The following is a 12,674-nucleotide window of genomic DNA, read 5'->3' as shown; positions in this document are numbered from 1 at the left end:
TGGGAGCAAAGCTTGCTCGCGATGGGGCCCTCCCGGTCACCGCAAACTTTACTTGCGTAGCAACCGCAACCCATTGAACACCACCAGCAAACTCACCCCCATGTCGGCAAACACCGCCATCCACATGGTGGCGAACCCGGCGAAGGTGAACCCGAGGAAGATCGCCTTGATCACCAACGCCAAGGCAATGTTCTGTTTCAGGATGCTTGAAGTCTGCCGCGACAGGCGAATGAACGCCGGGATCTTGCGCAGATCATCGTCCATCAAGGCGACATCGGCGGTTTCGATGGCCGTGTCGGTGCCGGCCGCCGCCATGGCGAAACCGATTTCCGAACGGGCCAGGGCCGGGGCGTCGTTGATGCCGTCGCCGACCATGCCGACGCGGTGACCCTGGGCGTACAACGCTTCGATGGCTTGCAGCTTGTCTTCGGGCAACAGGTCGCCTCGGGCTTGGTCCATGCCCACCTGTGCAGCAATCGCGTCGGCGGTGTGGGCGTTGTCGCCGGTGAGCATCAAGGTCTTGATGCCCAGGTCATGCAGTTGCCGGATGGCTTCGCGACTTGAGTCCTTCACGGTGTCGGCCACGGCAAACAGCGCCAAGGGGCCTGTAGCGTCGAGCAGCAGCACCACGGACTTGCCTTGTTTTTCCAGGGCGAAGAGTTTCTCTTCCAGTTCGGGGGAGCACAGGCCGAGGTCTTCCACCAGGCGGTGATTGCCCAGGTGATACGTCTGCCCGCCGATGTCGCCGCGCACGCCACGCCCGGCAAGCGCCTCGAAGTTATCCACAACCTGCTGTGCCAGTTGCTTATCCACAGCCGCGTTGGCAATCGCCCGGGAAACCGGGTGATCGGAGCGGGCGGCGAGGCTGGCGGCCAGGGCCGGAGCGATGGTTTCCACGCTCGGGTCCAGCGCCACATAGTCGGTTTGCACCGGCTTGCCGTGGGTGATCGTGCCGGTCTTGTCCAAGGCCAGGTAGTCGAGCTTGTAGCCGCCCTCCAGGTACACGCCGCCCTTGACCAGGATGCCTTTGCGCGCGGCGGCAGCGAGGCCGCTGACGATGGTCACGGGGGTGGAAATCACCAGCGCGCAGGGGCAGGCGACCACCAGCAGCACCAGCGCCCGGTAGATCCAGTCGAACCACGCCGCACCCATGAACAACGGTGGGATGACGGCCACGACCAGGGCCAGGACAAACACCGCCGGGGTGTAGATTTTCGAGAACTGGTCGACGAAGCGTTGGGTCGGCGCGCGGGAGCCCTGGGCCTGTTCAACGGCGTGGATGATCCGCGCCAGGGTGGAGTGATCGGCCGCTGCGGTCACGGTGTATTCCAATTCGCCGGCCTGGTTGATGGTGCCGGCAAACACCTTGTCGCCGATGGTTTTTTCCACCGGCAGGCTCTCGCCGGTAATCGGTGCCTGGTCGATGGTCGAACGGCCGGCGACCACGTCACCGTCCAGGCCCACCCTTTCGCCCGGGCGAACCCGTACCCGCGCACCGAGGGCGATGACTTTTACGTCTTGTGCCTGCCAGCTGCCATCAGCCTGTTGCACGGTGGCCTGTTCCGGGGCCATCTGCATCAGGCCGCTGATGGCGTTGCGCGCCCGGTCCAGGGATTTGGCTTCGATCAGCTCGGCCACGGTGAACAGGAACATCACCATCGCCGCTTCTGGCCATTGGCCGATCAGCACGGCGCCGGTCACGGCGATGCTCATCAACGCATTGATGTTCAAGTTGCGGTTTTTCAGGGCGATCCAGCCCTTCTTGTAGGTACCCAGGCCACCGCTGAGGATCGACACCAATGCCACCACTGCGACCACCCAGTTTGGCGCGGCGTTGGTGAAGTGGATCACCTCGGCGCCCAGGGCTGTCACGCCGGACAGCGCCAGCGGCCACCAGGGCTTGGCCGGGGCGGGCAAGTCAGGGGCGGTTTTCTCTTTGCCCGGGGTCATCGGCTCGGCCTGCATCCCTAAGGATTCGATGGCCTTGATGATCGGCGCGTCGCTGGGCAAATCGTGGGTCACGCCCAGTACGCGGTTGATCAGGTTGAAATCCAGTTGCTGCACGCCTTCGAGCTTGCCGAGCTTGTTCTGGATCAGCGTCTGTTCGGTGGGGCAGTCCATGGCTTCGATGCGGAAACTGCTCAGCCGCGCACCGTCCGTCGGCGTTTTGCCGAGGATGACCTGTGACGGGGCTGCTTTCGATGCGCAGCAGGAATGCCCGTGGTCATGGCCGTGGTCGGGTTTGTGGATGTGAAGGGAATCGCTCATCGGGTGACGTCCGTGAAAAGTGCCTGTTGCGCAGTAAAGACCCTGTAGCCACTATAGGGTCAAGCACCTATTTGGGAGGTCGCAGCATGAAGATCGGAGAACTGGCGAAAATCACCGACTGCCAGGTCGAAACCATCCGCTACTACGAGCGCGAAGGCTTGCTGCCGGAACCGGCCCGTAGCGACGGCAATTACCGTGTCTACACCCAGGCCCATGCCGAGCGGCTGACGTTCATCCGCAATTGCCGCACCCTGGACATGACCCTGGAAGAAATCCGCAGCCTCCTGGCCCTGCGCGACAGCCCCCAGGACCAGTGCGAAAGCGTCAACGCGCTGATCGACGAACACATCCAGCACGTCAAGGCCCGCATCGACGGCCTGCTGGCCTTGCAGACGCAACTGATCGACCTGCGCCATCGCTGTGGCGAAGGACCGGACCTGGATCAATGCGGGATCTTGCAGCGCCTGGAGGTGAGCGGGGCGGTGGCGCCGGAGGTGGAGCATTCCCATGTGGGGCGTAGTCACGGGCATTGAGCCCTTGCCACCAATCCCCAATACACAGAGTCGCCTATGGGCGAGCCTGTGGGAGCAAAGCTTGGTGTGAGCCTGTGGGAGCAAAGCTTGCTCGCGATGAACGATAACGCGATCTTCTGACGGATCGAGGCGTTTCCATCGCGAGCAAGCTTTGCTCCCACAGGCCCGCACACAGGGGGATGGTGGGATTCTTCTAGACCGCCATCGGCGCGGTCATCGGCGCATGGTGCTGGTAGCCTTCGAGGGAGAAGTCGCCCGGCTCCACCAACTCCAGCCACTCAGGCTGGTACACGCCGGTCTTGGCGAACTCCGGCACACGCTCGGAAATCACCAGCTTGGGCATCGGGAACGGTTCGCGCGTGAGCTGTTCGTTGAGCATGTCCAAGTGGTTTTCGTAGACGTGGGCATCGCCGATGAAATAGGTGAACCAGCGCGGCGTGTAGCCGGTCAGGCGGCCGATCAGGCTCAGCAGTGCGGCGCCTTCGGTGAGGTTGAACGGCGTGCCCAGGCCCAGGTCGTTGGAGCGGATGTAGAGGGTCAGGGAGATTTCCCTGGTCTCGACATTCGGGTGGAACTGGTAGAGCAGGTGGCACGGCGGCAGGGCCATTTCATCGAGCTGGGCGCAGTTCCAGCCGTGGAACAGGATGCGCCGGCTGCCCGGGTCCTTGATGATGGTGTCGACGCACTGGCGAACCTGGTCGATGGCCTTGTACAGCACCACGTAGGCCTGGCCGTTTTCTTCGCCCTCGGCGATCTGCCGGTAACCCTGGGCCAGTGTCTGCTCGATGGCGGCCGGGTTGCTCAAGGGGATCTGTTTGTAGGCCGGCCATTTGCGCCATTGCACGCCGTAGATCTCGCCCAGGTCGTCTTCGCCCTGGCGGAACGGGTTGGCCAGCCACTGGGCGTTTTCGTTGGCGTTCTGGTCCCAGACCTTGCAGCCCAGGGCACGGAATTCGGCGGCATTGTTCACGCCACGCAGGAAGCCGCACATCTCGCCGATGGCCGATTTGAAGGCCATTTTGCGGGTGGTGATGGCCGGGAAACCGTCTTTCAAGTCATAGCGCAGCATGGCGCCGGGGAAGCTGATGGTGTTCACACCGGTGCGGTTGGCTTGCTTGGTGCCGTTCTTGATGACGTGGGCCACCAGATCGAGATATTGCTTCATGGGTTACCTGTGTCCTTGAACCCGGGGCCAACGCCCCGGGGTTCGAATTTTAAACCTTGGCTGCCGCAGCCGGCGCACGATGATAAGCCAGCCAGATCAGCGCCAGGCCGCCGATGATCATCGGCAGGCACAACACCTGGCCCATGGTCAGCCAGTTCCACGCCAGATAGCCGAGCTGGGCGTCCGGGACGCGGACGAATTCAACGATGAAACGGAAGATGCCATAGAACAGCGCGAACATGCCCGACACCGCCATGGTTGGCCGCGGCTTGCGCGAGAACAGCCAGAGAATCAGGAACAGTGCCACGCCTTCGAGGGCGAATTGATAAAGCTGCGACGGGTGGCGCGGCAACTGCGCCGGGTCGCTGAACGGCGGGAAGATCATCGCCCACGGCACGTCGGTCGACTTGCCCCATAACTCGGCATTGATGAAGTTGCCGATGCGCCCTGCGCCCAGGCCGATCGGCACCATTGGCGCGACGAAGTCCATCAGCTCGAAAAACGACTTGTTGTTGCGCTTGCCGAACCACAACGCCGCCAACATCACGCCGATGAACCCACCGTGGAACGACATGCCGCCCTTCCAGACTTCGAAGATCAGCGTCGGGTTGGCCACATAGGCGCTCAGGTCGTAGAACAGCACATAGCCCAGGCGCCCGCCGACGATCACGCCCATGGACAGCCAGAACACCAGGTCGGAAAGTTTTTCCTTGTTCCAGGTCGGGTCGAAACGGTTGAGCCGGCGCGACGCCAGCAACCAGGCGCCGCCGATGCCGATCAGGTACATCAGGCCGTACCAGTGGATTTTCAGCGGGCCGATGGCCAGGGCTACCGGATCGATCTGCGGGTAAGGCAGCATTGATATTCCTCGTAAACGTCAAAAATACCCGGGCGACGCTGCCACCTCGGGATTAAGCCAGGATTGCGTCAGAACAGAAAACTCAAGCCCACGCAGAATAGCAGGGCGGCAAACAACCGCTTGAGCAAGCGCGGTGACAGGCGATGGGCCAGCCGCGCGCCGAAACGGGCGAAGACCATGCTGGTCAAGGCGATGCCCAGCAGCGCCGGCAAATACACAAAACCGAGACTATGGGCCGGCAGCAGCGGATCGTGCCAGCCCAAAATCATGAAACTTAATGCGCTGACCACGGCGATGGGCAGTCCGCAGGCCGATGACGTCGCGACCGCTTGCTGCATCGGTACGCTGCGCCAGGTCAGGAACGGCACGGTCAGTGAACCGCCACCGATGCCGAAAATCGCCGAGGCCCAGCCAATCACCGTGCCGGCCAGGGTCAGTCCGGCCTTGCCCGGTACGTTGCGACTGGCGTTGGGCTTGAAGTTCAGGGCCAGTTGCACGGCAATGATCAGGGCGAACACGCCGATGATCTTTTGCAGGTGCGGGCCGGAAATCGCTTCGGCGGTGATCGCACCGAATCCGGCACCGATCAGGATGCCGACGGTCATCCAGGCGAACACCGGCCAGCGCACCGCGCCTTTGCGCTGATGCTCGCGCACCGCATTGACCGAGGTGAAGATGATCGATGCCAGTGAGGTGCCGACGGCCAGATGCGTCAACACCTGCGGGTCGAAACCCTGCAGGGTGAAACTGAACACCAGCACCGGGACAATGATGATCCCGCCCCCCACACCGAACAACCCGGCCAGCACGCCGGCGCAGGCGCCGAGCAGCAGATAGAGCACAAATTCCACCAGCGTCTCCCCGACCATCCCTGAAATAAGAGCGGCATGGTAACGGATCGAGGGGCTTGGGCTCTACTGAAGGCGATGGATGCGTCATTGATGTATGGGTAGAGTGGCTAATGATTACTGTCCCTGTGGCGAGGGGATTTATCCCCGCTGGGCTGCGCAGCAGCCCTAAAACCTGGGAACTCGGTGTACCAGGTTGATCGAGTTGAAAGTTTTGGGGCTACTTCGCAGCCCAGCGGGGATAAATCCCCTCGCCACAAAAGCAGTGTTGCTCAGCTCCATTTCTTACACAGGACAACCTGATGTGCCTGATCGTATTTGCCTGGCGCCCTGGCCACGCCCGGCCGCTGATCGTGGCGGCCAACCGCGACGAGTTCTATGCCCGGCCGACCTTGCCCCTGGCCCAGTGGCCTGATGCGCCCCATGTGCATGCCGGTCGCGACCTGGAGGCCGGCGGCACCTGGCTCGGCATTGGCGCCGAGGGGCGCTTTGCGGCGCTGACCAACATCCGTGACCCTGGCCAATTGCCGGCCTTCAAGTCGCGCGGCGAGCTGGTGGCGCGGTTCCTGACCGGGAATCTGTCGATTGCCGACTACCTGAGCGAAGTCGTGCCCCGCGCCGGCGAGTACGGTGGCTTCAACCTGCTGCTCGGCGATGGCGTCGAGCTCTGGCACCACAACGCCCGCGATACCCAGCCGCAGCGGTTGGGCGAGGGGCTCTATGGCGTGTCGAACGCAGGGTTGAACACGCCCTGGCCCAAGTTGCTCAAGGCTCGTGCGGCGCTGGGCGAGGTGCTGGATGATCCGCAGCCCGAGGCGTTGCTGGCGCTGCTGAACGACCCGCAACCTGCTCCGGTGGCTGAGCTGCCTGATACGGGGGTGGGCGTGGCGACCGAGACGCTGTTATCGAGTGTGTTCATCGCCAGCCCGGCCTACGGGACGCGGGCGAGTACGGCGCTGATTGTCCATGCCGACGGGACGCGGCAGATGGTCGAGCGCAGTTTCGGGCCGCATGGGGGGCATTTGGGGGAGGTGGCGGTCAGGGTTTAATTTTTGTGGTGTGAGTGCGGGCCCTATCGCGAGCAAGCTCGCTCCCACAGTAGATCTCCAGTGAACACATATTTGTGAACAACCGAGATCCCCTGTGGGAGCGAGCTTGCTCGCGATAGGGGCGCCGCAGGTTCAGAGAGTCTTGTTCGAAGCCGGATTGATCATCCGCGCCAACCCAAGGTTCTTCAGCGCCAGTTGCAAGGAGCTGTGGATCACTTGCGGGTTGTCGATGGTCATCACTTCCGCGAGCAATTCCTGGGCCTTGCTGAGATTGATCTGGCGCAGCATCCATTTCACTTTCGGCAAGTTGGTAGCGTTCATCGACAGGCTGTCGAACCCCATCGCCATCAGCAGCACCGCGGCCGCGGGGTCGCCAGCCATTTCGCCGCAGATGCTCACCGGCTTGCCTTCGGCATGGGCGTCGCGCACCACGTTCTGCAAGGCTTGCAGCACCGCCGGGTGCAGGTAGTCGTACAGGTCCGCGACCCGCGGGTTGTTGCGGTCCACGGCCAGCAGGTACTGGGTCAGGTCGTTGGAACCCACCGACAGGAAGTCCACCTGCCGCGCCAGTTCCTTGGTCTGGTACACCGCGGCCGGAATCTCGATCATCACCCCGACCGGCGGCATCGGCACGTCGGTGCCTTCGTCGCGTACTTCGCCCCAGGCCCGGTGGATCAGGTGCAGGGCTTCTTCCAGCTCATGGGTGCCGGAGATCATCGGCAGCAGGATGCGCAGGTTGTTCAGGCCTTCGCTGGCCTTGAGCATGGCGCGGGCCTGGACCAGGAAGATTTCCGGGTGGTCGAGCGTCACGCGAATACCGCGCCAGCCGAGGAACGGGTTGTCTTCCTTGATCGGGAAGTAGGACAGGGACTTGTCGCCGCCGATGTCCAGGCTGCGCATGGTCACCGGTTGCGGGTGGAACGCGGCCAGTTGTTCGCGGTAGATCGCCAGCTGTTCCTTTTCGCTGGGGAAGCGCTGGTTGATCATGAACGGCACTTCGGTGCGGTACAGGCCTACACCCTCGGCCCCGCGCTTCTGCGCCCGGGCCACGTCGGCCAGCAGGCCGGTGTTGACCCACAGTGGCATGCGGTGGCCGTCAAGGGTTATGCACGGCAGGTCCCGCAGCGCATCCAGGCCCAGGGACAGTTGTTTTTCTTCCTCGACCACATCGGCAAACTGCTTGCGCAGCACGTCGCTGGGGTTGGTATAGACCTCGCCGTGGTAGCCATCGACGATCATCTGGATGCCGTCGACCTTGGAGTACGGCAGGTCCACCAGGCCCATCACCGTCGGGATGCCCATGGCCCGGGCCAGGATCGCCACGTGGGAGTTGCCCGAACCCAATACCGAGACCAGCCCCGCCAGCTTGCCTTCGGGCACTTCGCCGAGCATGGCCGGGGTCAGCTCTTCGCTGACCAGGATGGTGTTGTCGGGGTAGACCAGGGTCTGCTGGCGTTCCTGCTGCAAGTAGGCCAGCAAGCGGCGGCCAAGGTCCTTGACGTCCGAGGCCCGCTCGCGCAGGTAGGCGTCGTCCATCAGTTCGAAACGGTTGACGTGGTCGGTCACCACCTGGCGCAGCGCGCCCTGGGCCCACTGGCCGGTCTTGATGACGGTGGTCACTTCACTGCCCAGGGAGGCATCGTCGAGCATCATCAGGTAAACGTCGAACAGCGCGCGCTCTTCAGGGCGCAGCTGTGTCGCCAGCTTGGCCGACAGGGCCCGCATGTCGGCGCGTACGCCTTCGATGGCGGTCTTGAACAAACCCAGCTCGGCCTCGATGTCGGCGATGGCCTTGTCCGGCACCACGTCGAGGTCGGCGGGCGGCAACATGACCACCGCCGTGCCCACCGCCGCGCCCGGTGAGCCCGGTACGCCGACGAACTTGGCTTCCTGGATGCCCTTGCCCTGGCGACCCAGGCCGCTGATCGAGCCGGTGGCCTCGGCGTGGGCGATAACCCCGGCCAGTTGCGCGCTCATGGTCACGAGGAAGGCTTCTTCACCTTCGTCGAACTGGCGGCGCTCTTTTTGCTGGATGACCAACACGCCGACGACGCGGCGGTGGTGGATGATCGGTGCCCCGAGGAACGAGGCGTAGCGTTCTTCGCCGGTTTCGGCAAAGTAGCGGTAGCGCGGGTGATCCGCGGCGTTTTCGAGGTTCAGGGGTTCTTCGCGTGTGCCGACCAGACCGACCAGGCCTTCATTGGGGGCCATGCTGACCTTGCCGATGGAGCGCTTGTTCAAGCCCTCGGTGGCCATCAGCACGAAACGATTGGTCTCGGGGTCCAGCAGGTAGACCGAGCAGACCTGGCTGCCCATGGCCTCTTTGACACGCAATACAATAATCCCCAACGCCGCCTTGAGATCCTTGGCGGAGTTAACTTCCTGGACGATCTTGCGCAGCGTATTGAGCATGGCTCGGGGTCGAACTCCGTCGTCAGTCGCGCGTCAGCAGGCGCGGGGCAAGCTCTTTGAGAGCGCGTCGGTACACTTCGCGCTTGAATGTCACCACCTGGCCCAACGGATACCAATAGCTGACCCAGCGCCAGCCATCGAACTCCGGTTTACCGGTCAAATCCATCCGCACCCGCTGCTCGTTGGAGATCAGGCGCAGGAGAAACCATTTCTGCTTCTGGCCGATGCACAGCGGTTGGCTGTGCGTCCTGACCAGGCGTTGCGGCAAACGATAGCGCAACCAGCCGCGGGTGCAGGCGAGTATTTCGACATCTTCTCGCTCAAGCCCCACTTCTTCATTCAATTCGCGGTACAAGGCCTCTTCCGGCGTCTCCTGGGGGTTGATCCCGCCCTGGGGAAACTGCCAGGCGTCTTGATTGATACGGCGTGCCCATAGCACCTGCCCAGCATCATTCGTAAGAATGATCCCCACATTGGGACGGAAACCATCGGGATCGATCACGGCAACAACCTCGCAAACGCATGTCGCCGCATTGTTCCACAAAGGTTGTGAAAGCAGCAACGAGCGTCCCTAGCTTATGTGCACTCTTGTGAAAAGTCCGTATTCTGGACGCCTTTCTTCAGATTTTTCAGCGAGTAACTGCAATGCGGCTGGCTTTATTCGACTTGGACAACACATTGCTGGGCGGCGACAGCGACCACGCGTGGGGCGATTACCTGTGCGAGCGCGGTTTCCTGGACGCTGTCACGTACAAGGCACGCAACGACGCGTTCTACCAGGATTACCTGGCCGGCAAGCTCGACAACGCCGAGTACCTGAATTTTTGCCTGGAAATCCTCGGTCGCACCGAAATGCACGTGCTGGCCCAGTGGCACCTGGACTACATGCGCGACTGCATCGAGCCGATCGTGTTGCCCCAGGCCATCGAATTGCTGGAAAAGCACCGTGACGCTGGCGACAAGCTGGTGATCATCACCGCCACCAACCGCTTTGTCACCGGGCCGATTGCCGAGCGCCTGGGCGTCGAGACCCTGATCGCCACCGAGTGCGAGATGATCGACGGGCGCTACAGCGGCCGCAGCACCGACATCCCGTGTTTTCGCGAGGGCAAGGTGACCCGGTTGAACCGTTGGCTGGAAGAGACCGGGCATTCGCTCGAGGGCAGCTATTTCTACAGCGACTCGATGAATGACCTGGCGCTGCTGGAGGTGGTGACGCATCCGGTGGCGGTGGATCCGGATCCGAATCTTCGGGCCGAGGCCCAGAAGCGGGGTTGGCCGGTAATTTCGTTGCGCAATTGAACTGTGGGAGCAAGGCTTGCTCGCGAGTGGCTGTGGGAGCAAAGCTTGCTCGCGATTGGCATACGTACCTTTGCATCGCGTAAAGCCAATCGCGGGCAAGCCTTGCTCCCACAGCCACTCGCGGGCAAGCCTTGCTCCCACAGAATCGCGGGCAAGCTTTGCTCCCACAGACTGTGTTTTAAACCGGCTTGGCCCCCATCAACCCCGCAATGGCGACAAAGCAGACAACACTGAACAGCGCCAAGGCAAAGGTAAACTTCCCGCTACCTCCCGGTGCCTTGCGCAATTTGTTCAGTCGCACCACCAGCCAGAACCCCGCCAGCGCCGCCAAGGTGTAGAGCACGCTGGAAGCCAGCAGCCAGGTCTGCCCCAGCGGCCAGCCAACCTGATGCACCATCCACCAGCCCGTGAAGGGCAGGCTCGCAAGAGCCAGGATCATCACCAGCCAGATGAACAGCCGCGGACGTTGCAGCGTGCGCGCCGCCGCCGTGGCATCGCCATTGCGGCGCGTGCGCCAGACCCAGACGGCCAGCCCCAGGGCGCCTGCCAGCAGCAGTACGGTGGCGATGACGTGAGCGATCTTCAGCGCAGTCAATGTTTCCATTGTTGGATTTTCCTTAAGTCTTGCTCACAGCCTAGCCCGGCTTTATCAACCCAGGAACAGTTGATAGGCCGGGTTATCGCTTTCATCCCAGTACGGGTAGCCGATTTCTTCCAGGGCAGCCGGTACCAGGTGACGCTCATCGTGCGGCACCTGTAGCCCGGCGACCACACGGCCATCGGCCGCGCCATGGTTGCGGTAGTGGAACATCGAGATATTCCAGCGCCCACCCAGCTTGTTGAGGAAGTTGAACAGCGCCCCCGGGCGTTCCGGGAATTCGAAGCGCAGCACCACTTCGTCGATGACATGGGCTGCATGCCCGCCGACCATGTGGCGAATGTGCAACTTGGCCAGTTCATTGTCGGTCAGGTCCAGCACCGGGAAGCCTTGTTCGGTCAGGCTGGCGATCAGCGCGCTGCGCGGGTCGTTTTCCGGGTGGGTCTGCACGCCGACGAAGATGTGCGCTTCGCTGCCGGTGTTGTAGCGATAGTTGAATTCGGTGATCTGGCGCTTGCCGACGGCTTCGCAGAACGCCTTGAAGCTGCCCGGCTTCTCGGGGATGGTCACGGCGATGATCGCTTCGCGGCCCTCGCCCAGTTCGGCGCGTTCGGCAACGTGGCGCAAGCGGTCGAAGTTGACGTTGGCACCGGAGTCGATGGCCACCAGGGTCTGGCCGCTGATGCTCCGTGACTCGACGTACTTCTTGATTCCGGCCACGCCCAGGGCGCCAGCAGGTTCGGTGATCGAGCGGGTATCGTCGTAGATGTCCTTGATTGCGGCGCAGATCTCGTCGGTGCTGACGGTGATCACTTCGTCCACGTAATGCTTGCAGATATCAAAGGTGTGCTGGCCGATCTGCGCCACGGCGACGCCGTCGGCGAACAGCCCCACGGTCGGCAGGACCACGCGCTCGCCAGCGGCCATGGCCGCTTGCAGGCAATTGGAATCGTCCGGCTCGACGCCGATGATCTTGATGTCCGGGCGCAGGTATTTCACGTAGGCCGCGATCCCGGCAATCAGCCCGCCACCGCCCACCGGGACGAAGATCGCATCCAGGCGCCCCGGGTGCTGGCGCAGGATTTCCATCGCCACGGTGCCCTGCCCGGCAATGGTGTGGGGATCGTCATACGGGTGGATGTAGACGTAGCCTTTTTCGTCGACCAGTTTCAGCGAATAGGCCAGGGCTTCGGGGAATGAGTCACCGTGCAGCACCACTTTGCCACCGCGCGAACGCACGCCTTCGACCTTGATTTCCGGGGTGGTCTTGGGCATCACGATGGTGGCCTTGACGCCCAGCACCTTGGCCGCCAGGGCCAGGCCCTGGGCGTGGTTGCCCGCCGAAGCCGTGACCACGCCGCGTGCGCGCTCTTCGTCGCTGAGCTGGGTCAGCTTGTTGTAGGCCCCGCGAATCTTGAACGAGAACACCGGCTGCAAGTCTTCGCGCTTGAGCAAAATGCTGTTGCCCAGCCGCTCGGAGAGCTGGCGAGCGGTCTGCAGCGGGGTTTCTACGGCAACGTCGTAAACGCGCGAGGTGAGGATCTTTTTGACGTACTGTTCAAGCATCGGAAAGCATCACTGAGCGGGTTGGGCAGGGCCAAGGAGTCTAACCCGGCTTTTAGCTGGGCGACCACACGAAT

At 62.7% G+C, this 12,674-nt stretch carries 11 protein-coding genes; 3 read left to right on the top strand and 8 right to left on the bottom strand.

The genetic code is table 11. The annotated features are described in order from the left end of the window. Positions 1-48: 48 nt before the first annotated feature. Complete coding sequence (locus B0E42_RS00960; protein WP_077505294.1) at positions 49-2,268, bottom strand: heavy metal translocating P-type ATPase; 2,220 nt, start codon at positions 2,266-2,268, stop codon at positions 49-51. Positions 2,269-2,354: 86 nt separating this feature from the next. Here B0E42_RS00960 and cadR point away from each other — a divergent pair, with 86 nt between their 5' ends. Next, positions 2,355-2,801, top strand: coding sequence for a Cd(II)/Pb(II)-responsive transcriptional regulator (gene cadR, locus B0E42_RS00955; protein WP_003196623.1), 447 nt, complete (start codon positions 2,355-2,357; stop codon positions 2,799-2,801). 193 nt (positions 2,802-2,994) lie between these two features. Here the strand turns inward: cadR and B0E42_RS00950 are convergent, their stop codons facing one another. The 3 genes from B0E42_RS00950 to B0E42_RS00940 form a co-directional block, all read right to left on the bottom strand. Next, a complete protein-coding gene (locus tag B0E42_RS00950; protein ID WP_014335997.1) occupies positions 2,995-3,966 on the bottom strand; it encodes a thymidylate synthase in 972 nt (323 codons plus the stop codon). Positions 3,967-4,015: 49 nt separating this feature from the next. Continuing rightward, entirely contained in the window at positions 4,016-4,825 is an 810-nt protein-coding gene (lgt, locus tag B0E42_RS00945; protein ID WP_018608873.1) for a prolipoprotein diacylglyceryl transferase, read from the bottom strand. Positions 4,826-4,893: 68 nt separating this feature from the next. Then, positions 4,894-5,676: a sulfite exporter TauE/SafE family protein gene (locus B0E42_RS00940; protein WP_024619700.1), complete on the bottom strand. Its 783-nt coding sequence runs from the start codon at positions 5,674-5,676 to the stop codon at positions 4,894-4,896. Between the two features lie 299 nt (positions 5,677-5,975). Here B0E42_RS00940 and B0E42_RS00935 point away from each other — a divergent pair, with 299 nt between their 5' ends. After that, positions 5,976-6,722 carry an NRDE family protein gene (locus B0E42_RS00935; protein WP_077505292.1) on the top strand — a complete coding sequence of 249 codons (747 nt, stop codon included), beginning with the start codon at positions 5,976-5,978 and terminating at the stop codon, positions 6,720-6,722. Positions 6,723-6,854: 132 nt separating this feature from the next. Here the strand turns inward: B0E42_RS00935 and ptsP are convergent, their stop codons facing one another. Both ptsP and B0E42_RS00925 read right to left on the bottom strand, forming a co-directional pair. After that, complete coding sequence (gene ptsP / locus B0E42_RS00930) at positions 6,855-9,134, bottom strand: phosphoenolpyruvate--protein phosphotransferase (RefSeq protein ID WP_018608868.1); 2,280 nt, start codon at positions 9,132-9,134, stop codon at positions 6,855-6,857. 22 nt (positions 9,135-9,156) lie between these two features. Continuing rightward, on the bottom strand, positions 9,157-9,636 hold the full coding sequence (locus B0E42_RS00925) for an RNA pyrophosphohydrolase (RefSeq protein WP_003186867.1): 480 nt from the start codon (positions 9,634-9,636) through the stop codon (positions 9,157-9,159). Between the two features lie 143 nt (positions 9,637-9,779). Here B0E42_RS00925 and B0E42_RS00920 point away from each other — a divergent pair, with 143 nt between their 5' ends. Further along, the gene (locus B0E42_RS00920; protein ID WP_018608864.1) at positions 9,780-10,436 is read left to right on the top strand and encodes an HAD family phosphatase; all 657 of its coding nucleotides are present in this window, start codon (positions 9,780-9,782) and stop codon (positions 10,434-10,436) included. A 178-nt stretch (positions 10,437-10,614) separates the two neighbouring features. On the opposite strand, the gene B0E42_RS00915 is transcribed toward B0E42_RS00920, so the two are convergent. Both B0E42_RS00915 and ilvA read right to left on the bottom strand, forming a co-directional pair. Further along, positions 10,615-11,040 carry a DUF2269 family protein gene (locus tag B0E42_RS00915; protein ID WP_018608863.1) on the bottom strand — a complete coding sequence of 142 codons (426 nt, stop codon included), beginning with the start codon at positions 11,038-11,040 and terminating at the stop codon, positions 10,615-10,617. 45 nt (positions 11,041-11,085) lie between these two features. After that, positions 11,086-12,600 (bottom strand): threonine ammonia-lyase, biosynthetic, encoded by a 1,515-nt coding sequence (ilvA, locus tag B0E42_RS00910; protein ID WP_018608861.1) that lies wholly within the window; start codon positions 12,598-12,600, stop codon positions 11,086-11,088. Positions 12,601-12,674: the final 74 nt, after the last annotated feature.

This window comes from Pseudomonas sp. A25(2017), from assembly GCF_002001065.1.
Lineage (GTDB): Bacteria > Pseudomonadota > Gammaproteobacteria > Pseudomonadales > Pseudomonadaceae > Aquipseudomonas > Aquipseudomonas kilonensis.
The sequence above is the reverse complement of the archived record's forward strand: the minus strand, read 5'-3'. Positions and strand labels throughout refer to the sequence as shown.